The sequence below is a fragment of the Dongia rigui genome (genome assembly GCF_034044635.1).
GTDB lineage: Bacteria > Pseudomonadota > Alphaproteobacteria > Dongiales > Dongiaceae > Dongia > Dongia rigui.
Window position 1 is genome coordinate 408,550 of sequence record NZ_JAXCLX010000001.1, and the last position, 23,508, is coordinate 432,057.

General features: G+C 61.9%; 20 protein-coding genes. 8 read left to right on the forward strand and 12 right to left on the reverse strand.

Annotated elements, in window-relative coordinates; genetic code table 11:
* Window positions 1-418: 418 nt before the first annotated feature.
* The 4 genes from ilvC to miaA all read right to left on the reverse strand — a co-directional run bounded on the left by ilvC (window position 419) and on the right by miaA (window position 4,927).
* Window positions 419-1,438 (reverse strand): ketol-acid reductoisomerase, encoded by a 1,020-nt coding sequence (ilvC, locus tag SMD31_RS01855; protein ID WP_320498934.1) that lies wholly within the window; start codon window positions 1,436-1,438, stop codon window positions 419-421.
* A gap of 62 nt (window positions 1,439-1,500) precedes the next feature.
* On the reverse strand, window positions 1,501-1,980 hold the full coding sequence (gene ilvN, locus SMD31_RS01860) for an acetolactate synthase small subunit (protein WP_320500995.1): 480 nt from the start codon (window positions 1,978-1,980) through the stop codon (window positions 1,501-1,503).
* A gap of 125 nt (window positions 1,981-2,105) precedes the next feature.
* Window positions 2,106-3,866, reverse strand: a complete 1,761-nt coding sequence (locus SMD31_RS01865) for an acetolactate synthase 3 large subunit (protein ID WP_320498936.1) — start codon at window positions 3,864-3,866, stop codon at window positions 2,106-2,108.
* A gap of 95 nt (window positions 3,867-3,961) precedes the next feature.
* On the reverse strand, window positions 3,962-4,927 hold the full coding sequence (gene miaA / locus SMD31_RS01870; RefSeq protein ID WP_320498937.1) for a tRNA (adenosine(37)-N6)-dimethylallyltransferase MiaA: 966 nt from the start codon (window positions 4,925-4,927) through the stop codon (window positions 3,962-3,964).
* Window positions 4,928-4,949: 22 nt separating this feature from the next.
* Here miaA and serB point away from each other — a divergent pair, with 22 nt between their 5' ends.
* Window positions 4,950-5,852, forward strand: coding sequence for a phosphoserine phosphatase SerB (gene serB, locus SMD31_RS01875; protein WP_320498938.1), 903 nt, complete (start codon window positions 4,950-4,952; stop codon window positions 5,850-5,852).
* Between the two features lie 119 nt (window positions 5,853-5,971).
* Here serB and SMD31_RS01880 read toward each other — a convergent pair whose 3' ends face one another.
* From SMD31_RS01880 to hflK, 3 genes are all read right to left on the reverse strand, one after another.
* Complete coding sequence (locus SMD31_RS01880) at window positions 5,972-7,477, reverse strand: DegQ family serine endoprotease (protein WP_320498940.1); 1,506 nt, start codon at window positions 7,475-7,477, stop codon at window positions 5,972-5,974.
* Window positions 7,478-7,636: 159 nt separating this feature from the next.
* Window positions 7,637-8,524, reverse strand: coding sequence for a protease modulator HflC (gene hflC / locus SMD31_RS01885; protein ID WP_320498941.1), 888 nt, complete (start codon window positions 8,522-8,524; stop codon window positions 7,637-7,639).
* Window positions 8,521-9,660: an FtsH protease activity modulator HflK gene (gene hflK / locus SMD31_RS01890; RefSeq protein ID WP_320498943.1), complete on the reverse strand. Its 1,140-nt coding sequence runs from the start codon at window positions 9,658-9,660 to the stop codon at window positions 8,521-8,523. The genes hflC and hflK overlap by 4 nt, the downstream gene beginning before the upstream one ends.
* A 186-nt stretch (window positions 9,661-9,846) precedes the next feature.
* Between hflK and SMD31_RS01895 the strand changes: the two genes are divergently transcribed.
* The 4 genes from SMD31_RS01895 to SMD31_RS01910 all read left to right on the forward strand — a co-directional run bounded on the left by SMD31_RS01895 (window position 9,847) and on the right by SMD31_RS01910 (window position 15,522).
* On the forward strand, window positions 9,847-10,965 hold the full coding sequence (locus SMD31_RS01895) for an Mrp/NBP35 family ATP-binding protein (protein ID WP_320498944.1): 1,119 nt from the start codon (window positions 9,847-9,849) through the stop codon (window positions 10,963-10,965).
* A gap of 15 nt (window positions 10,966-10,980) precedes the next feature.
* Window positions 10,981-11,400, forward strand: coding sequence for an OsmC family protein (locus SMD31_RS01900; RefSeq protein WP_320498946.1), 420 nt, complete (start codon window positions 10,981-10,983; stop codon window positions 11,398-11,400).
* Window positions 11,401-11,490: 90 nt separating this feature from the next.
* The gene (locus SMD31_RS01905; protein WP_320498947.1) at window positions 11,491-13,452 is read left to right on the forward strand and encodes a sensor histidine kinase; all 1,962 of its coding nucleotides are present in this window, start codon (window positions 11,491-11,493) and stop codon (window positions 13,450-13,452) included.
* A gap of 102 nt (window positions 13,453-13,554) precedes the next feature.
* Window positions 13,555-15,522 carry an ATP-binding protein gene (locus SMD31_RS01910; RefSeq protein ID WP_320498949.1) on the forward strand — a complete coding sequence of 656 codons (1,968 nt, stop codon included), beginning with the start codon at window positions 13,555-13,557 and terminating at the stop codon, window positions 15,520-15,522.
* A gap of 3 nt (window positions 15,523-15,525) precedes the next feature.
* Here the strand turns inward: SMD31_RS01910 and SMD31_RS01915 are convergent, their stop codons facing one another.
* On the reverse strand, window positions 15,526-16,248 hold the full coding sequence (locus SMD31_RS01915) for a tetratricopeptide repeat protein (protein ID WP_320498950.1): 723 nt from the start codon (window positions 16,246-16,248) through the stop codon (window positions 15,526-15,528).
* A 165-nt stretch (window positions 16,249-16,413) separates the two neighbouring features.
* Here SMD31_RS01915 and SMD31_RS01920 point away from each other — a divergent pair, with 165 nt between their 5' ends.
* Complete coding sequence (locus tag SMD31_RS01920; RefSeq protein WP_320498951.1) at window positions 16,414-16,779, forward strand: YkvA family protein; 366 nt, start codon at window positions 16,414-16,416, stop codon at window positions 16,777-16,779.
* On the opposite strand, the gene SMD31_RS01925 is transcribed toward SMD31_RS01920, so the two are convergent.
* Window positions 16,776-17,666 carry a DMT family transporter gene (locus SMD31_RS01925; RefSeq protein WP_320498952.1) on the reverse strand — a complete coding sequence of 297 codons (891 nt, stop codon included), beginning with the start codon at window positions 17,664-17,666 and terminating at the stop codon, window positions 16,776-16,778. The two genes, SMD31_RS01920 and SMD31_RS01925, sit on opposite strands and share 4 nt — an antisense overlap.
* A complete protein-coding gene (locus SMD31_RS01930; protein WP_320498953.1) occupies window positions 17,663-18,658 on the reverse strand; it encodes a DMT family transporter in 996 nt (331 codons plus the stop codon). The genes SMD31_RS01925 and SMD31_RS01930 overlap by 4 nt, the downstream gene beginning before the upstream one ends.
* A gap of 207 nt (window positions 18,659-18,865) precedes the next feature.
* On the opposite strand from SMD31_RS01930, the gene SMD31_RS01935 reads away from it, so the two are divergent.
* Together SMD31_RS01935 and SMD31_RS01940 are read left to right on the forward strand one after the other, a co-directional pair.
* The gene (locus SMD31_RS01935; protein ID WP_320498954.1) at window positions 18,866-20,827 is read left to right on the forward strand and encodes an acetoacetate--CoA ligase; all 1,962 of its coding nucleotides are present in this window, start codon (window positions 18,866-18,868) and stop codon (window positions 20,825-20,827) included.
* On the forward strand, window positions 20,824-22,008 hold the full coding sequence (locus SMD31_RS01940) for an aminotransferase (protein WP_320498955.1): 1,185 nt from the start codon (window positions 20,824-20,826) through the stop codon (window positions 22,006-22,008). Before SMD31_RS01935 ends, SMD31_RS01940 begins: the two co-directional genes overlap by 4 nt.
* Here SMD31_RS01940 and SMD31_RS01945 read toward each other — a convergent pair whose 3' ends face one another.
* Both SMD31_RS01945 and thyX read right to left on the reverse strand, forming a co-directional pair.
* A complete protein-coding gene (locus SMD31_RS01945; RefSeq protein WP_320498956.1) occupies window positions 22,009-22,569 on the reverse strand; it encodes a L,D-transpeptidase family protein in 561 nt (186 codons plus the stop codon). It abuts the gene before it with no gap.
* The gene (gene thyX, locus SMD31_RS01950; protein WP_320498957.1) at window positions 22,566-23,501 is read right to left on the reverse strand and encodes an FAD-dependent thymidylate synthase; all 936 of its coding nucleotides are present in this window, start codon (window positions 23,499-23,501) and stop codon (window positions 22,566-22,568) included. Before thyX ends, SMD31_RS01945 begins: the two co-directional genes overlap by 4 nt.
* Between the last annotated feature and the right edge of the window lie 7 nt (window positions 23,502-23,508).

The window sequence follows — 23,508 nt, forward strand, 5'->3', positions numbered from 1 at the left end:
AAGTTGCGGCGAGACTCTGATCTGATGGGAATATTCCTCGGATTTTCACGCGTTAGCGGTCCGGAACATGCCCCGACTCCGGATACCAGCATGGCCCGGTCCGGCGTTGCTTTTACCGCCCGTGTCGCAACGGGACAAGAGGATTTGTGATGGAATTCCAAATGAGTGTGGGCTGTTCCTGACAAGGCATGAGACCACTCGGATCCTCTCCCCTCCTCTGTCATCCCTATCTCACAGCGCGTCACCGCGACGTCCTGCCATGCCTAGCCGGCTCGCCCAAAGCAGCACTTAAATAGAATGAGATTATAATATTATTCTCTTAAAAAGTGCATAATGTCTCCACCCTTGCGGGCCTCGCAAAGCAAAAGGGACGGCCCGATTGGACCGTCCCTTCGACACATGCGACTGAAGACGCGACTTAGTTCTTGGTCTTGTCAACCAGGCGGTTCTTCGCGATCCACGGCATCATGCCACGCAGCTTGGCGCCAACTTCTTCGATGTTGTGCTCGGCCTGGCGACGACGAGTCGCCTTGAAGCTCGGCTGGCCGGCGGCATTCTCGAGGACGAAGTTGCGCACGAAGCGACCCGACTGGATGTCTTCCAGCACGCGCTTCATTTCCTTCTTCGTCTCTTCGGTGATGATGCGCGGGCCGGTCACGTAGTCGCCGTATTCGGCGGTGTTCGAGATCGAGTAGCGCATGTTGGCGATGCCGCCTTCATAGATCAGATCGACGATCAGCTTCACTTCGTGGAGGCATTCGAAGTAGGCCATCTCCGGCGCGTAACCGGCTTCGACCAGCGTTTCGTAACCGGCCTGGATGAGCGCCACGAGACCGCCGCAGAGAACGACCTGCTCGCCGAAGAGATCGGTTTCGCATTCCTCGCGGAAGTTGGTTTCGATGATGCCAGAACGGCCGCCGCCGATGGCGGAGGCGTAAGAAAGGGCCAATTCCAGGGCATTACCGCTGGGGTTCTGCGCGACGGCAACCAGGCAGGGAACGCCGCCGCCCTTGGCATATTCGCCGCGCACGGTATGACCCGGCCCCTTCGGTGCAATCATGACAACGTCGAGGTCGGGGCGCGGTTCGATCAGCTTGAAGTGGATGTTGAGGCCGTGCGCGAAGGCAAGCGCTGCGCCCTGGCGCATGTTGGGCGCCAGATCCTCGGCATAGAGCTTCGCCTGCAATTCATCCGGCGTCAGGATCATGATGAGGTCGGCCCACTTTGCGGCTTCGGCCGGGGTCATGACCTGCAGGCCCTGCGACGTCGCCTTGGCTTCCGAAGCCGAACCCTTGCGGAGCGCCACGCGCACGTCCTTGACGCCACTGTCCTTGAGGTTGAGCGCATGGGCATGGCCCTGGCTGCCGAACCCAACGACGGCAATCTTCTTGCCTTTGATCAGGTTCACATCGGCGTCACGATCGTAATAAACACGCATGGTCTTTCCCTTTCAGTAAAACAGTGGAGTACCGCATCCCGGCCAGCAGTCGGGCTACGAAATCATTCAGCACCCGAGCCGCGCTTCATCGCGACAATGCCTGTGCGCGACACATCGGAGAGTCCCAGCGGCTGCATCAAGCCGATGAAGGCGTTGAGCTTTTCGGTAGAGCCCGTCATCTCGAAGACGAAGCTTTCGATCGTCGCATCAACCACGCGGGCGCGGAAGATGTCGGCGATGCGCAGGGCCTCGACACGCTTGTCGCCGGTGCTGGCAACCTTCACCAGCGCCATTTCCCGCTCCAATGACGGGCCTTCGACGGTGAGATCGGTGACGCTATGGACCGGCACCAGGCGCTGCAGTTGGTTCTTGATCTGCTCGATGATCATCGGTGTGCCGGTGGTGACGACCGTGATGCGCGACAGGTGCTGCGCTGCGTCGACTTCGGCGACCGTGAGGCTCTCGATGTTATAGCCGCGGCCCGAGAACAAGCCGATGACGCGGGCGAGAACACCGGATTCGTTGTCCACCAGCACCGACATCGTATGACGTTCGATGGTTGTATCTTTCACGCTTGTCGACTCCCCACCAGTCTGGCCCGTGCCGCCGATCGCGGCCGGCACGCCAGAAACAATACCCAGATTGCGACGTTTCAGATCGCTCATGATCAGACCAGAACCATGCCCTCTTCCGATACCGGCTTGGCAGCCTGGTCTTCCGGCCCCAGCAGCATTTCGTTATGCGGCGCACCGGACGGAATCATCGGGAAGCAATTTTCCTTCTCATCGACGGCAACGTCGACAATGACCGGGCCCTTGATGTCGATCATCTCCTTGATGACGTCATCGAGTTCGCCAACCTTGGTCGCGCGCAGGCCATTGGCCCCGAACGCCTCGGCAAGTTTCACAAAATCGGGCAATGCATCCGAATAGGATTCCGAATAGCGCCCGCCATGCAGCAATTCCTGCCACTGGCGCACCATGCCCATCCATTTGTTGTTCATGATGAAGATCTTCACCGGCAGGCGATACTGCACCAGGGTCGCCATTTCCTGGATGTTCATCATGATCGAGGCTTCGCCGGCGACGTCGATCACCAGCGATTCCGGATGCGCCACCTGCACGCCATAGGCTGCTGGCAGGCCGTAGCCCATGGTGCCGAGGCCGCCCGAGGTCATCCAGCGATTGGGCTTGTCGAATTTCAGGAACTGCGCCGCCCACATCTGGTGCTGGCCGACTTCCGTCGTGATGTAGAAATCCTTGTCTTTCACTGCGGCATAGAGACGCTCCAGCGCGAATTGCGGCTTGATGATCGTGTCGGACGCCTTGTACTTCAAGCAGTCGCGCGCGCGCCACTTGTTGATCTGGTCCCACCAGGCAGCCAACGCCTTCTGGTCGGGCTTCATCTGGCGTGCCTTCCAGATGCGCATCATCTCCTCGACCACATGGCCGACATCGCCGATCACGGGGATGTCGACGCGCACACTCTTGTTGATCGAGCTGGGGTCGATATCGACATGGATCTTCTTCGATCCCGGCGAGAAGGCGTTGAGGCGGCCGGTAACGCGGTCGTCAAAACGCGCGCCGATATTGATCATCACGTCGCAATCATGCATCGCGTGATTGGCTTCGAACATGCCGTGCATGCCGACCATGCCGAGCGACAACGGGTCCGACGCCGGAAAGGCGCCGAGCCCCATCAGGGTCTGTGTGCAGGGGAAGCCGGTGAGGCGGATGAAGTCGGTCAGCATCTTGCAGGCAAGCGGGCCCGAATTCACCGTACCACCGCCGACATAGAAGATCGGACGCTTGGCGCCGGCCATCAGCTCGACGGCTTTTTCCACCTGCGCGCGATCCGGCTTCTGCACCGGGTTATAGGTGCGGTGCCGCTGGCCGGCGTGATTGACGTATTCATACTTTGCCTGCTGCACATCCTTCGGGAGATCGAGCAGCACTGGACCTGGGCGTCCGGAACGGGCCACATAAAATGCCTCGTGCACCTTGCGCGACAGATCCTCGACCGACTTCACCAGGTAATTGTGCTTGGTGCAGGGCCGGGTGATGCCGGTGGTGTCTGCTTCCTGGAAGGCGTCATTGCCGATGAGATGCGTCGGCACCTGGCCGGTGAGGCACACGATCGGAATGGAATCCATGAGGGCGTCGGTCAGGCCCGTCACCGCATTGGTGGCGCCAGGGCCGGAGGTCACCAGGACCACGCCGACTTTGCCGGTCGAGCGCGCATAGCCCTCGGCCGCGTGGACGGCTGCCTGTTCGTGACGAACAAGAATGTGTCGTACCTTGTTCTGCTTGAAGAGCGCGTCATAGAGCGGAAGGACGGCACCGCCAGGATAGCCGAAAATGACCTCAACGCCCTGATCTATCAGGGCTTTGACGATGATTTCTGCGCCAGTGATGGGTTCCGTAGCCATGTCCGATCCTCTTTTCCTGCACCCTTTCAGGCACAAAGAAATCCAATCGCAGGGCGATTTTCGCGCTGCGGTGGCCGGACCATAATTTGTGACCTTCAAGGGGTCAACAGGAAATCGCGAATTTTCTGGCGCGTTTGTGCCGTAGAACTTTGCGAAAATTTCATGGCTGACAGGTCTGGCGATATAAAATTCGCCGAAGGCACTTGGTGCCGGAACCAGGTCAGTTGCCGCTTGGCATAGCGCCGGGTCGCCTGCTGCGCCGCGGGAAGGGCTTCGGCCAGGGTCATGCGCCCATCCGCCACGGCCGCCAGTTCCGGATAGCCCAGGGCCTTGCGCCCGCCGCCTTCGCTGGTGTGCGGCTGGGTTTCCGCCCGCGCGACCTCGTCCAACGCCCCCCGGCCCACCATGGCCGCAAAGCGCGCATCGACCGCGGTGTAGAGGTCGGCCCGTTCGGGCGCGATCACCAGGGGCAGAAAGCGGTGCGGCGTGAGCGGCACCGGCGATTGCGCCTGCCACCAGGAAAGCGGCTGCCCCGTCTCCTCCAGCACTTCCCAGGCGCGCGCGATACGCTGTCGGTCGCTGGGTATCAGCCGTGCCGCCGTCACCGGATCACGTTCGGCCAGGCGCCGGTGCATTTCCTGGGGGCCGAGTTCAAGCACCGTCTGCCGCGCCGTCTCGCGGATCGCGGCGGAAATGCCCGGCATGGGGCTGAAACCGGTCATCAGCGCCCGGATATAGAGGCCCGTGCCGCCGACCACCATCGGCACGCGCCCCGCGGCTAAGGTGTCGTCAATTTCCTTTGCCGCCATCTGCGCCCAGCGCTGCGCATCACAGGCATCGTCGATATCCAGGAAACCATAGAGCCGATGCGGCACGCGCGCCTGGTCGATGGCGTCCGGCTGTGCCGTCAGAATGGGCAGGTCGCGGTAGACCTGCATGGAATCAGCATTGATGATCGTACCGTCGAGGGCTTCGGCGAGATCCAATGCCAGCGCCGATTTGCCACTGGCCGTCGGCCCAGCCAGAATCACGACGCGTCCTGCCTTGTCCTTATCCGCCATTTCCTCTATACGCCCGAAAATTATGGATCTTGTTCTTACCCTCGTTTCCGCCCCCGACAAAGCCCGGCTGGATGCCGCCCTCGTGGCGGCGGTCAGCGCTGCGCTGACGCGTGCCGGCGCCAAAATTGGCAGTGCCGACTGGCTCGACCCCGGTTTTGCCTGCGATCTTCCCTTTACTGGCCTCGGCGCAAGGCCGGCGCAGAATGTTGCCCAAGCCATGCTGGGCGGCGATGCCGTCGATTGCTATGCCCAGGGAGCGGCGGGGCGTAAGAAGCGCCTCATCCTGTGCGACATGGATTCGACCATCGTCACGGCTGAGACACTTGACGACCTCTCCGTCTTTGCCGACGACAAGGCCGAGATCGATGCGCTGACGCAGAAGTCGATCAAGGGCGAGATCAATTTCACGCAGAGCCTGATCGCGCGGGTGGCACTGCTCAAGGGCCTCACCGAGGCCGAATTCGCCGTCGCCTATCAGAAGGTGGAACTGTCGCCGGGCGCCGAGACGATGATCCGGACTCTCCGCCGCGACGGCTGCTACACCGCCCTCGTCTCCGGCGGCTTCCGTTATTTCACCAGCCGGGTCGCCGCGCGCGTCGGCTTCCATATCGACATCGCCAACGATTTCGAGATGGCCGCCGGCAAGACGACCGGGCAATTGGTGCCGCCGATCGTCGCCCCCGATGGCGAGTTCGGCAAGCTCGGCCGGCTGCATTACCTCGCCCGCGAACAGGGCCTTGATCTTGCGGCGACCGCCACGATCGGTGACGGCTCCAATGACATTCCAATGCTCACCGCCGCCGGCATGGGCTGCGGTTATCGTGGCAAGCCCAAGGTGAAGGCAGCGACCGGCTGCCAGCTCAACTACGCAGATCTCACCGGCCTGCTCTTCTACATGGGCTATCGCCGCAGCGAATTTTCATAACGTCGTCATGGTCGGCGAAGGCCGACCATCCACGAGTTACTTTAATCAGTCGCGAACAAACTCGTGGATGGTACGCCTTCGCGTACCATGACGATTGAGTGGCTGTCGGGCGCAGGCCCCTACTTCTTGCTGATCTTCACGGCGACCCATTGGAAGTCGCCGCCGCGATTGATTAGCAAAGTCACCAGCCGATAGCCGTTCTCCTGGGCCGATTTTACGCGGTCGCGCACATCGCCTGGCGACGATACGGCCTTCTGGTCGACCTCGGCGATGATGTCGCCGGCGCGCAGGTCCTTTTCCGCCGCCGGGCCGTTTTCCTCCACCGTGAGGACGACGACACCTTCGGCATCCTGGGGCAGATCGAACTTGGTGCGAGCGGCATCATCCAAGGCGCCCACTTCGACACCCAGCTGCTCGATCTTGGCACCGGTCGCCGTGGGTTGCGGCGTCTCGCCTTCCGGCTGGGTGGTCTGCAGCGCGGCCTCGGCCTTCTCGTCGAGCTCGCCCAGTTCCACCGTCACGGTGGTCTTGGCGCCCTTGCGCCAGATGCTGACCGGCACCGACTTGCCGAATTGCGAATCCGCCACCAGACGCGGCAACGCCTTCATATCCGCCACTTCGCGGCCGTCGAACTCCAGGATCACGTCGCCCTGGCGGATGCCGGCCTTGTCGGCCGGGCCACCGGTCGAGACGCTGGAGACCAGCGCGCCCTTGGCCTGCGGCAGGCGCAGGCCTTCGGCCAGTTCCGGGCTCACCGTCTGGATGCGCACGCCAAGCCAGCCGCGCCGCGGGTGGCCAAATTCCTTGATCTGGGCGATGACGCCCTTGGCAAGGTTGGAGGGGATCGAGAAGCCGATGCCGACCGAGCCGCCCGAGGGCGAATAGATCGCCGAATTGATGCCGACCACGTCACCATCCATGTTGAACATGGGACCGCCGGAATTGCCGCGGTTGATCGAGGCATCGGTCTGGATGAAATCGTCATAGGGGCCGGCATTGATGTCGCGCTGGCGCGCCGAAACGATGCCCGCGGTTACGGTGCCGCCCAAACCGAACGGGTTGCCGATCGCCAAGACCCAATCGCCGATGCGCAACACATCGGAATCGCCCCATTTCACCGCCGGCAGCGGCTTCTTCGCCTCGACCTTGAGCAGCGCCAGATCGGTCTTCTCGTCGCGACCGACCAGCTTGGCCTTCAGTTCCTCATTGTCATGGGTGATGACCGTGATCTCTTCGGCGCCGTCGATGACATGATTGTTGGTAACAATGTAGCCGGCCGGGTCGATGATGAAGCCGGAGCCCAGCGAGGTGGCCTTGCGCGGCTTCGGCTTATCGCCGTTCTGCCGGTCGAGGAACTCGCGGAACATGTCGTCAAGATCTTGGATCTGGCTGTCCGGCGAGACCATCTGCGTGGTCGAGACGTTGACGACCGCAGGGAGCGCCTTTTCTGCGAGGTCGGCAAAACTTTCCGGTGCCGAGCGCGCCGAGGCCAGCTTGAGGCCGGCGATCAATGCCACAGCCAGTGCCAGCAACGCCCAGGCTGCCAGCCGGGCGTAACCCGCCGCCATCTTCGACTGCGCCAGTGCGACGGCCCGCGCACGCGACCGGTTACGGTTGTTATGCATCGCTTCACTACCCTCGTCTGTGCACCTGCCGCGCTTTATACGTCCGGCGGCGGCTCTTCGATTACCCACTATAACGCAAAAACCGACCGGGCAAGCCACCCGATCGGTCTTTGCCGACACATCATCGCGAACGACGCGACATCAGCCTTTCCCCGCCGCTTACTGCGTTTTGGCTGGCTTTCCCAATTCGCTGCCAAAAAAGCGGAAGAAATCGCCGTTCGGCGGCCCGACATAGGTCGTGGTGTCACCTTTCAGGCCATCCTGCATCGCCTGCAACGACCGGTAAAAGTCGAAGAATGCCGGATCACGACCAAAGGCCTCGTTGTAGATCTTGATGGCCTCACCATCGGCTTGACCGCGTAGGATTTCCGACTGCTTGCGCGCTTCGGCGATCTTGACCACGCGCTCCTTGTCCGCTTCCGCCGTCTTCTGGCGCGCTTCTCTGGCGCCTTCCGCACGTATACGGGCGGCTTCCTGCGCGCGCTGCTTGCGCATGCTGTTGAAGACCGCATCGCTGTTCTGCGCCGGCAAATCGACGCGTTTGAAGCGCACGTCGACGATCTTGATACCGTAAGGCTCAGCCGCCTGTCGCGTCAGTTCGGTGTGGATCTGACGCATGATGTCGGCGCGCTTGGGCGTCAAGGTATCCGCCAAAGCGACGTTGCCGATCACGCTGCGCAGGGTTGATCCCAGCACCGAGCGAATTTGGCTTTCCGCATTCGAATAGGTACGGCCCACCTGATAGAACTTCAGGCTGTTGGTGATCTGGTAACGTACGAAGGCGGAAATGACGACGCGCTTCTGATCTCGGGTCAGCAGTTCCTGTGCCGGCGCGTCAAAATTGAGGACGCGGCGATCAAGCAGAATAACCTGGTCCGCAATCGGCATTTTCAACTTCAAGCCCGGCTCATCGATGACGACCTGCGGATTGCCGAAACGCAGCACAATCGCGCTTTCCGCCTGCTGCACGACATAGGTCGAACTATAGGCAAGGATCGCGAAGAGAACCGCGATGATCGCCAGAACGATGACTTTGCTCTGGTTCATTGCGTGGCTCCTGTATTACCGGTGCTGGGAGCCGTGGTACCGGCGCCTTGACGCTGCTTCAGCAACTGATCAAGCGGCAGGTAGGGAACAGTCCCGCCTGCCCCGGATTCGTCAATGATGACCTTGTTCATGCCTGCGAGGATGCCCGACATGGTTTCGAGATAGAGGCGCCGTTCGGTAATGTCGGGCGACTGCTTATACTGGTTGTAGATCGAGATGAAGCGCTGAGCATCACCCTGGGCGATGGCGACCTTCTCAGCCTTGTAGGCTTCGGCCTGCTTGACGATCTGTGTCGACTGGCCGATCGCCTCTTCCGTTACCTGGTTGAAATAGGCCTGAGCGTCGTTGATGGCCGCTTCCTTGTCGGCGCGCGCTTTTTGCACGTCACGGAAAGAATCGATCACTTCGCTGGGAGCGTCCACCTTCTGCAGCGACAGCTGCTCAATCGTGATGGCGCCACCGGCGCCGCCGCCCATGCGATAGCTGTCGAGCATTTGCTGCGCCAGATCGCGCGCCTTCACTTCGATCGAACCACGGCCTTCGGTGATTGCATATTCGAAGGTCGACTGACCGATGATCTCGCGCAGTGCCGCCTCTACCGTGTTCTTTACGCTGGCTTCGGGATCGCCAATGCCAAAAAGATACTGCTCGACGTTGTTAATGCGCCACAGAACCACAGCGCGGACGTCGATGATGTTCTCGTTGCCGGTCAGCATCAGGCTTTCTTCCGGCACATCGCGGTCGGAGCCACTCGCCGTTTCGGCGCGGAAGCCTACTTCAACGCGGTTACGGGTTGCGACATCGGGGGTGTAATGATCGCCGATCGGTACCGGCCAGTTCCAGCGCAGGCCCGGTGGGGTCTGGCTGACGAAACGACCGAACAAAATGTTCACGCCAACCTGGCCAGGATTAACGACGTAGAAACCGGTGATGAGCCACAGCACAACCGCTGCAGCAACGATCAGGGTAATGGCGCGGCCGGAGCCGAAACCGCCCGGCAGGATCGACTTCATGCGGTCCTGCCCGCGTTTGATCATTTCTTCGAAATCGGGGGGTTGATTACCGCCGCCACCGCCGCCGCGACCCCAGGGGCTTTGTCCGCCGCCCCAGGGACCACCCTGATTGTTCCACGCCATAAGGATCCTCAAGATTGGTCGAGATTGAGACCGCTGCCGGCCAGCGCCCTTTTATTGAACGCGCCAAAGCCTTATATGACAGCCGCCGCACCATCGCAATCAAAGGGGGATCGCACCAGATTCGGCCCCCGCAACGCTTCGATGGCGCGGGGCATCATATCGGGGTCCGGAGAGGGAATTTCAAGGATGGCCAAGACCACGGAAGCGGAAATTCGCTCGGTTTTGTCGACAATTACCGCTCCCGGCGGTGGCAATCTGGTGGAACGCGGCATGATCCAAGGCCTGGTGCTGCGCGATGGCCACGCCGGTTTCAGCATCGAGGTCGACCCAGCGCTGGGGAGCCAGATGGAACCCTTGCGCAAATCGGCTGAAGCGGCGGTCATGGCGCTGCCCGGGATCCTGTCGGTGACGGCCGTCCTGACCGCGCACAAGGGCGCCGCGCCGCAGGCACCACGGCCGGCAGCAGCCCCCGGCCAGCCAGCACAGCGCCCGGTCGGCAACAAGGCGCTCGTCCCCGGCGTCAAGCACATCATCGCCGTAGCATCCGGCAAGGGCGGCGTCGGCAAATCGACCACAGCCACCAATCTCGCCCTCGCTTTCACCACGCTCGGCCTCAAGGTTGGCCTGCTCGATGCGGATATCTATGGTCCGTCGCAGCCCCGCCTCATGGGCCTCTCCGGCCGCCCGGAAAGCCGCGACGGCAAGACGCTGGAGCCCAAGCAGAGCTTCGGCGTCAAGGTCATGTCGATGGGCTTCCTCATCGAGGAAGACACGCCGATGATCTGGCGCGGGCCGATGGTCATGAGCGCCATCACTCAGTTGTTGCGCGAAGTGAGTTGGGGCGAGCTTGATATCCTCGTCTGCGATCTGCCGCCGGGCACCGGTGATGCGCAGCTCACCATGTCGCAATCCGTGCCGCTTTCGGGCGCCGTCATCGTTTCGACGCCGCAGGATATCGCCCTCCTCGACGCGAAGAAGGGCCTCAACATGTTCCGCAAAGTGGACGTGCCGGTCCTCGGCCTCATCGAAAACATGAGCTATTTCAGCTGCCCCAATTGCGGGCACCGAACTGACATTTTCGCCCATGGCGGCGCGCAGCGCGAGGCGGCGAAGTTCGGCGTCGATTTCCTCGGCGAGATCCCGCTCGACATCGTCATCCGCGAAACCTCGGACGCCGGCACGCCGATCGTCGCCAGCGATCCGACCTCGGCCCATTCCCTGGCCTATGGCGAGATCGCTGCCAAGATCTGGCGGAAGCTCGATACAACGCCACAGCGCGCCGTACCGCGTATCGTGTTGCAGTAAGAAACAGGACATTCCATGAAAGCCCGTGTGACGTGGATCGAAAACAGCACCTTCCTCGGTGAGAGCAACAGCGGCCATGCCGTGGTGATGGCGGCCTCGACAACGCCAGGGGGCGCCACCACCGCCCCGTCGCCGATGGAATACCTGCTGCTGGGAACCGGCGGCTGTACGTCGGTCGATGTCGTGATGATCCTGCAGAAAGGGCGCAACGACGTGCGCGGGTGCGAATGCCGCCTGGAGGCCGACCGCGCCACGACCGAGCCCAAGGTCTTTACCAAGATCAACATGCACTTCGTCGTCACGGGGAAAAACCTCAAGCCGGACACGGTCCAGCGCGCCATCGATCTCTCGGCCGAAAAGTATTGCTCGGCCTCGATCATGCTGGGCAAGACCGCCGAAATCACACACAGTTTTGAGATTGTCGAAGCGGCCTGACCAAGACCTTAATCGCTCGCCTCATGGTTGACAGCCGCACCGCCCCCTGCGCCAATAAGCGTCAGGTGAGAGCTTGGGGTCGGTGGGGCGGTGGCGCAGCCAAATCTGAAAACGGTGGCGGTTTTCGCCGCTGCAATCTCGGTTGCGGCACTGGTTTACGCGATAGGTGAATTTGCCTATCGACGGGACGCAGCCCTCGCTGCGGAATCCCGTCTGCAGACCCAGCTCACCAGCCTCTCCAATCGCTTTTTGACCGAAATTGCCGCCGGCACCGATCTCGGCATGGGGCTCGCCGCTGTCGTTGCCGCCGAGCCCAATATCAATGAGCGCAAATTTAGCGCCATTTGCCGCACCATTCTGGCCGCCCAACCCAAGGTCAACAATATCGCCCTCATCGTCGGCGACATGGTCCGCTACAACTGCCCGGTCGGCGGCCCGCCACGCGAGATCGGCAGCGAACCGGGACAAGGCGCCACCGAACCCAGTTCCTTCGAAAAACTGAAACAGGCTTCCGACGCCGTCGTCTCTGGGCCGATCCGGCTCAATGCGAATGACTGGCTGATCGTCGTGCGCATTCCCATCCGCATCAAGAGCGAGACCGGCCTCCTTAAATATTGGGGCGCGATCAGCGTGCCGATGCGTGTCAGCGGCATCCTGCAGCAGGCAGGCCTTGCCGACCCGGGGATCGGCCTCGACCTTGCCATGCGCGGCAGCCGCGAACCGATGCGCACTCCCGAAATCCTGTTCGGTGATCCCGGCATCTTCAAGGACGACATCATTCAGGTCCCGGTCGCCTTGCCGGAAGGAACCTGGTTCCTGGCGGCCCGCCTCAACACGGTCCCGACCGACCAGCAGACCCTGCAGCGCCTGTTCATCGGCATCGTTTCCATCGCGTGCGGCGCCGGCGCGTTCGTCGCCATTCCCTATGTCGCGCGCCGCCGCCGTCTCGAGGCCGAGGTCAACCGCAACCGAGATCTGCTGCGCGCCCTCATGCGCAATTCACCCATCGCCATGTATGTGAAAGATGTCGGCGGCCGCTATCTTGACCTCAATGACGAGGCGTTCCGCGCCTACCGGCTGGGCGGGCAGGACTATATCGGCCGTACCGCCCGCGACCTGGTCTCGCCAGAACTGGCAAAGCAACTCGAACTGGAGGATGCCAGGGCTCTCGGTGGCGAGGTCATCCGCGCTGAGCGCAAGGCGGACCCGTCCAGCGAGTATCTGTGGGAACGCGAGATCAAATTCCCGGTTATCGACCATGCCGGCAAAGTCATCGCCATTGCCGGCTATGTTCTCGATATCACGGGGCAGAAGCAGAGCGAGGCGCGCATGCTGGAAGCCTTGCGCCGCGCCGAGGCTGCCAATCGCGAGAAATCGAACTTCCTTGCCACCATGAGCCACGAGCTGCGCACGCCGCTCAACGCGATCATCGGCTTTTCCGATATTTTGCGGCGGCAGATGTTCGGGCCGCTGGGCAGCAGCACCTACCAATCATATGCCGCCGACATTCATAAAAGCGGCCAACTGCTCTATGACCTGCTGGGCGGCATCATCGATCTCTCGGCCGTCGAGGCCGGCCACCTGACAGTGAAGGAAGAATCGCTGACCGCCGAGCAGGTGATCGACGATTGCCGCGCCGTCCTCGAGGCCCTGTCGCGCGAGCGCGACCACAGCCTCACGGTTCATGTCGATACCTCTGCCGCGATCCTCGGCGATCGGCGTCTGCTGCGCCAGGTCATCATCAACCTGACCAGCAATGCCACCAAGTACACCCGAAAAGGCGGCCAGATCGACGTTACCGTGGCCGACCGCGGTGATAACGTCGTCTTCACGGTGCGCGACAACGGCATCGGCATGGAGCCCGCCGACATCGAGCGGGCCTTACAGCCCTTCACCCGGCTGGGCGACCCGATGCGCGCCGAGGTCGGCGGGTCCGGGATCGGCCTTGCCCTGGTCAAACGCCTGGTCGAGGCCATGCGCGGCAGTCTCGTCATCACCAGCGCCCCGGGAATCGGCACAACCGTCGAAGTCCAACTGCCCAAGGTACGTTAGCACCCGCAACCAAGGCGCCGATATTGACAGGCCCCGCACCGCGCGGCCCAATATCACCCATTCGATATCTCTTGCCTCTAGCGTGGATGAGGGATCGACCGCGTGCCATCGTCACACCGGCTGAAGCATCTCGTGATCGGCATCATTGCCGTCATTATCGCGCTCGCCATATTCGCGGCCGGTGAATGGCTGAGTTATGAACGCGAGATGATGTTGGCGCGCGCGACGCTGCAGTCGGAACTGTCGGTTCTGGCGGGTCGCGCGCGGACCGAAATTGAAAAAAGTGTCGAGTTGGCGCGGGGCCTCGCCGCCGTCATCGCCGCCCGCCAAGGAATCAGCAGTGCGGAATTTGCCGATTCTTGCCGCAGCCTGCTCGCCGACGAGCCCAAGATCCGCAACATCGCCCTCATCGTCGGTTCGGTGATCGTCGAGAACTGTCCAATGCCGCAGAATGCCAAGACCATCGGCGTTGACCTGCGCGGCCATCCGGATCAGTGGCAGTCCTTCGAACGTATGAAGAAAAGCGGCCAGCCCGACATTGCGGGGCCGGCCAACCTGCTGCAGGGTGGCTGGTCCATTATCGTGCGCATTCCCATCTTCATGCGCCAGAGCGAAGATGTGCCAACCTTCTGGGGTGCCATCAGCATGCCGCTGCGCATGGACGGATTGCTGGCGCAAGCCGGCCTCACCGACGCCGCCCAGATCATCAACCTCGCCGTCCGCGGCAGTCACAGCGCCAGCCTGGCCCCGGACATCCTGCTCGGCGACCCCGCGGTCTTCACCGGTAATCCGGTCATCGTCGACATTCCCTTCCCCGATGGCGCCTGGCAGCTTGCCGCCCGCGTCCGGCCGCTGGCAGCGCTGTCGACAGATTCACCGCTGCATCTGGCGACCCTGGTCGCCGCGGTCATGTGCGGTGCTACGTTCTTCATCATAGCCGTCTATGCCGATCGCCGCCGCCGGCTCGAGGCGGAATCCAATCGCAATCGCGACTTGCTGCACGCCTTCATGGAGAACGCACCCGTCGCCATGTATGTGAAGGATATTGACGGCCACTACATCGACCTCAATGCCGAGGCAAGGCGAGCCTTCGGTGTCGGCGACCGCCCCTATATCGGCATGACGTCACAGGAGTTCTTCGTCGATCCGATTGCGCAGGAACTGATCGCCGCCGACGTCAAGGTGAAGCGCGGCGAAGTTGTTCGCACGGAACGAAACACCGGACTGCAACAAGCCTATCCCTGGGAGCGCGAAATCAAGTTTCCGGTCATCGACAATCAAGGCAAGGTCGTGGCGATCGGCGGCTATGTCTTCGATATCTCCGCGACCAAGGAAGCGGAAATCCGCTTGATGCGTGCCCTCCATGCTGCCGAACAGGCCAACCGCGCCAAGTCCGAATTCCTCGCTACCATGAGCCACGAATTGCGGACGCCGTTAAACGCCATCATCGGCTTTTCGGATGTGATCCAGCGCGAGGTCTTCGGCCCGATCGGCAACGCCACCTATCGGGGATATATCGATGATATTCATGCCAGCGGACAGCAATTGCTTGACCTACTCGGCGGTATCATCGACCTGTCGGCGGTGGAATCGGGGCGGGTCGAGGTCAAGCACGAGGCGGTGAAGCCGATCGACATATTGCAGGATTGCCGGGCCATCAGCGAGGCAATGGCCGCTGAACGCCAGCATCAGCTGCGCTTCGTCGATCGGGCGGCGGCTGCCTGTTGGTCCGACCGGCGCCTGCTGCGCCAAGTGCTGCTCAATCTGGTCAGCAATGCCGCCAAATACACCCGCAAAGGCGGCGAGATCGAGATCGCGACTGAGGAAGTGGACGGCATGGTCGTGTTCTCGGTCACCGACACGGGCGTCGGCATGTCGGCCGAGGACATCGAGCGCGCCGTGGAGCCCTTCACCCGCCTTGGCGACACGATGCGCGCCGAGGTGGGCGGTTCCGGTATCGGCCTTGCGCTGGTGAAGCGCCTGGTCGAAGTGATGCGGGGCCGCCTTCATATCGAAAGCGAACCCGGCAAGGGCACGCGCGTCGAAGTCGCCATGCCGCTTGCCGAGTAGCGGTCAGGGCTTCTTGAAAAAATCGTCCGGCAACTCGCTGAGGTCCGGCGGCGTCACCAGCACCGGCTTGAATTGCAATGACCGCTTTTGGGCCGCTTCAATCTGCGCCGGCGTCATAGCGCCCGCCACCTTCTCGCGCCGATCGATCATATCCTTGCGGTCTTTGCCCTGCGGCAAATAGCTGGCGGCGATGTTGTACCACATATAGGCCTTGCCCAGATCTGGCATCGTGCCTTTTCCGCTTTCATACATCTGTGCGGTGGCAGCATAGGCTTCGAAGCAACCTTGCATCGCTGCCTTTTCAAGCCAGGTCAGCGACGTCACGTAGTCGAGCGGCACGCCCTGCCCGAAGAAGTAGGCCACCCCCATCAGGCGCTGAGCGACGGGATGACCGATATCGGCAAGCTTGGCGAAGACAGGGACAGAAGAAACATAGTCACCGTTCATATAGGCCTGCCAAGCCTCGTCGGTTCCCTTTTCCAGCTTGTCCCACTTATAGGGAATACCGTCGATGACCTTGGTGTGCTTGCAGGCACGCGGATCGTCGCCCGCGACCGGCGCTGGCGGCACCGGCACGGGTGCCAGCTGCGCCTCGGCAGCCGGCGCTGGCGTGGCGGTCATGCCTGGCGGCGGGGGCAACGGCGTCGCCTGCTGGGCAAATGCCGGTACCATCGGCAGCATGCCGAGGGCGATCAAGGCTGAAAAAGGGAAAAATCTGTTCTTCATGGCCGCGAACAATGGCTGGGTGGGCGGAGATTAGCATTTCCTGGGCCAGTTAGGCTCACAATCCGTTTATAAGTGCTGAATTCGGTGCCTGCCAGCGGCTTCCCCTCTTGCCGCGGGGGTATGACGACCCCATTTCCGGGTCTCTTCTTCAGGAGGAATTGCGCCTTGGCCGATCCCAGCGAGACCGACAACTTCGACAGCACTAAGTTCGAGCGCGACCGGCAACGGGTTGAACAGGGATTCTGGCCGAAATTGCGCCGCATCGCCGGCCGCGTCCCTTTCGTCGACGAACTCCTCGCCGCCTATTACTGCGCCATCGATCCAGCCTCGCCCTTGCGCGTTAAGGCCGTGCTGATGGGGGCCCTGGCTTATTTCGTGCTGCCGATCGATGCCGTGCCCGACTTCCTCGCCTTCTTCGGTTTTGCTGACGATGCGGCGGTTGTCTATGCCGCCGTTAAGACGGTGGCCAAGCACATCACGCCGGCACATCGGGACAAAGCGCGCGCCGCACTCAACAAGCTGGATGCCTAACCGGCCTTGGCGGCCTTGCGCCGCGCCTCGCGCTGGGCGATGTAGATCGTGCTGCCGATAATCATGGCCGAGCCGATCAGCGTCCAGTGATCCGGCAACTCCCCAAATATCGCGAAGCCAATCATCCCGGCGAAAAGCAGGCGCAGATAATCGAATGGTGCGACCACCGAAGCTTCGCCGGCCTTGAAGGCCAGGATCCACCAATATTGCGACAGGGCCCCGGTCGATCCGATCGCCAACAGATAGAGCCATTGCGTGGCCGTCGGCCACTGCCATTGATAGATCGCAAAGGGCGCAATCAGCACGGTGCCGATCAGCCCGTAATAGAACAGCATCACCAGCGGCGTTTCACTGGCTGGCAAGCGCTTCAGGATCGTGATGAGCAAGGCGATCGACAAGGCATCGCCAAGGGCCAGCAAGGCCCATGAATTGAAGCTGCCGCTGCCCGGCTGCATCATCACCAGGACGCCGATGAAGCCGACGATGGTCGCCGCCCAGCGCCGCCACCGCACGTCCTCCTTAAGGATGATGACGGCCAGGATGACGGCAAAGAGCGGCTTGGTGAAACTGAGCGCGGTATAGGTCGCCAGTTCCAGTTTGGCGATACCAAGATAAGCGCAAATCATCGCCATGAAACCCAGCACGGCCCGCAAGGCATGGGCCTTGATGTATTGCGTATGGAGTGAACCGAGCCCGGCCTTGGCGATAAACGGCACCAGCATGAGGAACCCGATGAGCACCCGGAAGAAGGTGATCTCGAAGATGTTTATATGAGACTGGCCAGCCAGCTTGACGAACGCCGCCATGACTGAAAAGCCGAGGCCGCAAAGTGCCATCCAAATGCATCCTTGCGCATTGCCCGAAAGATTAAGGAAGCCGGCTTTCATGACTCTTTCCTGTCGGGCACGATTTCTGTCGCGAGGCCTGGCTGCGCGCTGTCGGCGCTCGCCTGGGTCGCCATGGCTTGGGTGGCATGACGCCGGCGCAGCACGGCCTCGCGCTGGGCAATATAGAGGCCGGCGCCGATGATGACGGCGGAACCCACCCAGAACCAGTGGTCCGGCTGCTCGCCGAACAAGATCAGGCCGATGCCGGTGGTGAAGATGAGGCGCGAGTAGTCATAGGGTACCACCGCCGAGGCGTCGGCAATGGCAAAAGCCCGCGTCCAGCAAAGATGCCCCGATGTGCCGAAGAATCCGAGGGCCACCACAAACGGCCAGGCGTCGGCACTGGGCCAGGCCCAATAGAACGCGGCAGGAATGAAAGCGAGCGGCGTCGAGAGCAGCACCATGTAGGTCACGATCGCCTGGGAGCTCTCGCTGCGCGACAGGGTCTTGACGATGATCGTGCCCATCGCGGTGAGGAACGCGCCGCCGATCGCCAGCATTTCGCCCACCCCTATTCCACCGGGGCCGATGCCACCATGGGCACCGGGCTGCAACACGATCATGGCGCCGGCAAATCCGATCAGCGTGGCGCTCCAGCGCCGCAGGCGCACCTTTTCCTTGAGCAGCAGGACAGCGAGGATGGTGGCAAAGAGCGGCGCGGTGAACGAAAGCGATGTCGCATTGGCGATCGGCATATAGCCCAGGGCCGTGAACCCGCACATCATCGAGATGACGCTGATGCTGGAGCGGAACAGATAGGCACCGATCCGCCCGGTCTTGAGGCGATCAAACCCATGCCGCCACAGCCAGGGGATCATGAAGACGAAACCGAACAGGTTTCGCCAGAAGACGATGACAAAACCGTGCAATTCGCCCGACAGGTGCTTCACCGTGGCGCTCAATCCGGCAAAGAAGACGCAGGCCGCCAAGGCAAGGACGGCCACCTGGATATGCTCAGGTAGGCCGCTTCTCCTGTGGTCGGACTTTGTCATGTGTATGTCGGGAATCGTCTTGCCAGGAAAGGCGCGCCCCCAGAAGATGCGCCCCATGAAATATGCGTGGTGGCCACAGTAAGGGGCCGCGACGACAAGAAAAAGGGTCGATCATGCGGCCAAGCCTTGCATTTTCCGCAAGGCGGGGCAGTTTGGCGGGAAATGGCGGCGGTCTTCTGTGCCGCGCTGGTGATGAGAGGATCGGGTATGGACCAATTGTTGTGGCAACCGAGTGAGGCCGTGGTCGCCGGCGCGAACATGACCAAGTTCCGCACCCAGATCGCCCGCGACTGGCAGGTCAACCTCCACGACACGGCGGCCCTCTGGCAATGGTCGGTCGACGAGATCGAGAATTTCTGGCTGTCCCTGTGGCGCTATTGCGACGTGATTGCGGACGGACCGCACCAGCCGGTCCTGGCCGATGGCGACAAGATGCCAGGCGCCAAATTCTTCCCCAACGCCAAGATCAACATCGCCGAAAATCTGCTGCGCTTCTCGAAATCGGGCGACGACACCGACGCCCTTGTCTTCTGGGGCGAGGACAAGGTGAAGCGCCGGGTGAGCCATGGCGAGCTTCACGACCGCGTCGCTGGACTTGCCGCTCATTTCCGCGGCATCGGCCTCAAAGCCGGCGATCGGGTGGCGGGTTTCGTCCCCAACATGCCGGAAAGCATCATCGGCGCCTTTGCCACCGCCTCACTAGGCTGCGTCTGGTCCTCCTGCTCGCCGGATTTCGGCGTCCAGGGTGTGCTCGACCGTTTCGGTCAGATCGAGCCGCGCGTCCTCATCACCGCCGACGGCTATTGGTATAATGGCAAGAGCCATGACTGCCTGGAACGCGTCGGCGAGATTCTTGCCAAACTGCCGAGCGTCGAGGAAGTGCTGGTCATCCCCTATCTCAGCCAGCACCCCGATATTTCGAAGCTGCCGAAGGCGCGCATCATCGATGACGTGATCGCCGCGAACAAGGGCGCAGAACTGAAATACGAGCGGGTCGACTTCAACCATCCGCTTTACATCATGTTCTCTAGCGGCACGACCGGCGTGCCGAAATGCATCGTGCACGGACAAGGCGGCACCTTGCTGCAGCATCTGAAGGAACACCGCCTGCACTCGGATGTGAAGCCGCATGATCGCGTCTTCTATTTCACGACCTGCGGCTGGATGATGTGGAACTGGCTGATCTCGGGGCTAGGCTCCGGTGCGACCTTGCTGCTTTATGACGGCTCGCCCTTCGCGCCCAATGGCAACATCCTGTGGGACTTCGCCCAGGCCGAACGCTGCACCTTCTTCGGTACGTCTGCGAAGTATATCGACGCCTGCTTGAAAGCGGGTGTTAACCCAATGAAGACGCATGACCTGTCGACCCTGCGCACGATCGGATCGACCGGATCGCCGCTGGTGCCGGAAAGCTTCGATTACGTCTATGAGCATATCAAGAAGGATGTCTGCCTCTCCTCGCTCTCCGGCGGCACCGATATCGTCTCCTGTTTCATGCTGGGCAATCCGGTCGGCCCCGTCTGGCGCGGCGAGATCCAGATGCGCGGCCTCGGCATGAGCGTCGAGGTCTGGGACGACAACGGCAAACCAGTCAAGGGCGAGAAGGGTGAACTGGTCTGCACCCGCCCCTTCCCCTGCATGCCCGTGGGCTTCTGGAACGACGAAGGCGGCAAGCGATACAAGGCCGCTTATTTTGAACGCTATCCCAACATCTGGCATCACGGCGATTATGTCGAACTGACGGAGCATGACGGCATTGTCGTCTATGGCCGCTCCGACGCCGTGCTCAACCCCGGCGGCGTCCGGATCGGCACAGCCGAGATCTATCGCCAGGTCGAACAGCTGCCTGAAATCCTCGAAAGCATCGTCATCGGCCAGGATTGGGAGGCCGACGTCCGCGTCATCCTCTTCGTTCGCCTGCGCCCTGGCGTAAAGCTCGATGCTGCGCTGGAGAAGAAGATCAAGGCGCAGATCCGCAACAACACCACGCCGCGCCACGTGCCGGCAAAGATCGTGGCCGTCACCGATATCCCGCGCACCAAATCCGGCAAGATCGTCGAATTGGCCGTCCGTGAAGTGGTGCACGGCAAACCGGTCAAGAACAAGGAAGCGCTGGCGAATCCCGAAGCGCTCGATCTCTACGCCAATCTGCCGGAGCTTAAATCGTGACGCTTGCCGCCAATCCCTGGCTCACTTCCGTTGCCGTCCCGCCGATCGCCGAAGCCCAGGGCTGGATCGAGGGCCGCGTCTTCCCGGCCGACAAGCCGCTGATCGATGTCTGCCAGGCGGTGCCCGGCTATGCACCGCCTGACCAACTCGTCGCCTTCATGGCGGACGCGCTGAAGAACCCCAGCACGCATCGCTACACCGATATCGAAGGTCTGGCGGATCTCCGCGCCGCCTTGGCAGCCGATATCCACCGTGTCTACGCGGGCAACGTCACCGCGGCGAATGTTCTCATCACCGCCGGCTGCAACCAGGCCTATTGCCTCAGCACCGCGGCACTCGCCAAGGCCGGCGACGAGATCATCCTGCCCCTGCCTTATTACTTCAATTACCAGATGTGGCTGGAGATGATCGGCGTAACGCCTCGTCATGTCCGTTTCCGCCCCGAGGCGGGCGGCCAGCCGGATTTGAATGAGATCCGCGGCCTCATCAACCCGAAGACCAAGGCGCTGGTGCTGATCTCGCCCAACAATCCGACCGGCACCGTCTATCCGCCGGAATACCTTTCGGCAGCACTCAGGCTCTGCCGCGAGACCGGCATCGCCCTCATCCTCGACGAGACCTATCGCGATTTCATGCCGCATGACGCGGCACCGCACGGCCTCTTCGGCGAAAAGGGTTGGGAGCAGAACCTGCTCCATCTCTACAGTTTCTCGAAAGTCTTCTGCCTCACCGGCCACCGCGTCGGCGCCATCGTCGGCGACCCGAAGCTGCTCGACCAGATCGGCAAGTCGATGGATTGCGTCGCCATCTGCGCGCCCCGCTTGGGCCAGATTGCCGCACAACGGGGCCTTGAGGCCCTGCACGACTGGCGCGGTGGCAACACGCGCCTGATGCGCGATCGCCTGGCTGCCTTGCAGAAAGCCTTCGCGCGCAACGACCTCGGCTATGAGGTGGTCAGTGCCGGTGCCTATTTCGCCTATGTGAAGCACCCGCATCAGGGTCGCAATGCGACGGATGTTGCCAAGCGCCTGGCCGACAAGCAGAACCTGCTGGCCCTCCCCGGCTCGATGTTCGGCCCGGGGCAGGAAAGCTTCCTTCGCGTGGCTTTCGCCAATGTGGATGCAGATAGGATGCCGGAGATCGCCGCACGACTTGCGGCGGATGCGGCTAGCGCGTGGTGATCAGGGCCTGATTTCAATCGGCGTGCCGAGTTCGACTGCGGACCAGATAACGTCCATCGCAAGGTTCGAGACGCCAATGCAGCCATTGGTCAGCGGTGAACGCGTGAAGATGCGCCACCATTGCCGCTGGCCGTGGATCATGATGCCGCCGCCGGCCGCATCGCCCTTCGCCGCAGCACGCGAGGCTTGCGCCTTGTTGGGGTAGGAAACGAGCAGCGCCTTGTGATGGGTCGACGCCTCGTTGCCCCAGATGAGCTTGTACTTGCCCTCCGGCGTGCGCTGGTCGCCTTCGCGCAGTTTCTGCCCCGTCGGATTCTTGCCGAGCGAGATATCAGCCTTGAAGACCGCCTTGCCATCGCGCAGCAATGAAATCGTGCGCGCGCTCTTGTCGACCAGCACCTTGTCGACCGGCCCTATGACCAGCGCCATCACCGGCCCGGGCAGATAGGACAGCATCGCCCAGACAACAAACAGCGCCGCCGCGACCTTCACACTGCGCTTCAACCAGTGCGGCGTCGGTGCGGCAACCCAGCCGATGCTATCGAGGACGAGTTCGCTCATTTGGTCTCTAACAGCGCCTGCAGTTCAAGCCACTCGCGCTTGCCCATGCCGCTCGATTCCTGGGTCACGTTCTCGCCGGCCAAGCGGCGCTTCACGACACTCAGCGCATTCTTCGACAACGTCGCAGCCCCCAGACGATGCTGCACGAACGCCTCGTAGCACAGCGGTACCCAGCGCTTCAGCACATCGATCATCGCATCGGCATAGACGCGGATCTCGTATTGCGCATGCGGGTCGGCGCGCAGCGACAGGAAATGCATGAAATTGTGCAAATCAATCTTCCAATACCATTGGGTATAGAAGTTGAGGCTGAGGTTCATGCGCGCCAATTCACGCGCCAGGCCCGGGCGGCTGGGATCTGCCGGTTCGCCCGCCTCGTTCTCGTTCAGCATCTCGACATAATGGTCGTAGACCTGTGTCGAATCGCGCTTCAGCAGATCCAGCACGCGCTGCGCCTCAGCACCCTCCAGCACATTGCCGCGCCCCTGGCGGTTGACCGAGGATTGCGCGGCGAGGTTTTCGGGCGACGGGATATAGAACTCCCGGTCGAGGATCGAATAGCGCGCCGAATATTCGTTCACATTGGCGGTACGGTGGCGGATCCATTGCCGCGCCACGAATATCGGCATCTTCACGTGGAACTTGATCTCGCACATCTCGAACGGTGTCGAATGGCGGTGGCGCATCAGGTAGTGGATCAAGCCCTGGTCTTCGGTGACTTTCTTCGTGCCGCGGCCATAGGAGACGCGTGCCGCCTGAACCACCGCGTTGTCGTCGCCCATATAGTCGATGACGCGGATAAGGCCATGATCCAAGAGCTCGATCGGCTGATAGAGAATCTCCTCAAGGGCCGGCGCCACGGCGCGGCGCGTGGGCTGGGAGCCAGCGCGCTGTTCGTCGATTGCCGCCAATTGCTCTGGAGATAAGGGCATGCCGGAT

What these genes read in the sequence shown, in the direction of transcription:
- miaA (WP_320498937.1), bottom strand. Translation starts at nt 4,927, where the DNA reads ATGGCGGATAAGGACAAGGCAGGACGCGTCGTGATTCTGGCTGGGCCG.
- serB (WP_320498938.1), top strand. Translation starts at nt 4,950, where the DNA reads ATGGATCTTGTTCTTACCCTCGTTTCCGCCCCCGACAAAGCCCGGCTG.
- hflC (WP_320498941.1), bottom strand. Translation starts at nt 8,524, where the DNA reads ATGAACCAGAGCAAAGTCATCGTTCTGGCGATCATCGCGGTTCTCTTC.
- thyX (WP_320498957.1), bottom strand. Translation starts at nt 23,501, where the DNA reads ATGCCCTTATCTCCAGAGCAATTGGCGGCAATCGACGAACAGCGCGCT.
- SMD31_RS01915 (WP_320498950.1), bottom strand. Translation starts at nt 16,248, where the DNA reads ATGAAGAACAGATTTTTCCCTTTTTCAGCCTTGATCGCCCTCGGCATG.
- SMD31_RS01945 (WP_320498956.1), bottom strand. Translation starts at nt 22,569, where the DNA reads ATGAGCGAACTCGTCCTCGATAGCATCGGCTGGGTTGCCGCACCGACG.
- hflK (WP_320498943.1), bottom strand. Translation starts at nt 9,660, where the DNA reads ATGGCGTGGAACAATCAGGGTGGTCCCTGGGGCGGCGGACAAAGCCCC.
- SMD31_RS01865 (WP_320498936.1), bottom strand. Translation starts at nt 3,866, where the DNA reads ATGGCTACGGAACCCATCACTGGCGCAGAAATCATCGTCAAAGCCCTG.
- SMD31_RS01880 (WP_320498940.1), bottom strand. Translation starts at nt 7,477, where the DNA reads ATGCATAACAACCGTAACCGGTCGCGTGCGCGGGCCGTCGCACTGGCG.
- SMD31_RS01895 (WP_320498944.1), top strand. Translation starts at nt 9,847, where the DNA reads ATGGCCAAGACCACGGAAGCGGAAATTCGCTCGGTTTTGTCGACAATT.
- SMD31_RS01925 (WP_320498952.1), bottom strand. Translation starts at nt 17,666, where the DNA reads ATGAAAGCCGGCTTCCTTAATCTTTCGGGCAATGCGCAAGGATGCATT.
- SMD31_RS01935 (WP_320498954.1), top strand. Translation starts at nt 18,866, where the DNA reads ATGGACCAATTGTTGTGGCAACCGAGTGAGGCCGTGGTCGCCGGCGCG.
- ilvC (WP_320498934.1), bottom strand. Translation starts at nt 1,438, where the DNA reads ATGCGTGTTTATTACGATCGTGACGCCGATGTGAACCTGATCAAAGGC.
- SMD31_RS01930 (WP_320498953.1), bottom strand. Translation starts at nt 18,658, where the DNA reads ATGACAAAGTCCGACCACAGGAGAAGCGGCCTACCTGAGCATATCCAG.
- SMD31_RS01900 (WP_320498946.1), top strand. Translation starts at nt 10,981, where the DNA reads ATGAAAGCCCGTGTGACGTGGATCGAAAACAGCACCTTCCTCGGTGAG.
- ilvN (WP_320500995.1), bottom strand. Translation starts at nt 1,980, where the DNA reads ATGTCGGTGCTGGTGGACAACGAATCCGGTGTTCTCGCCCGCGTCATC.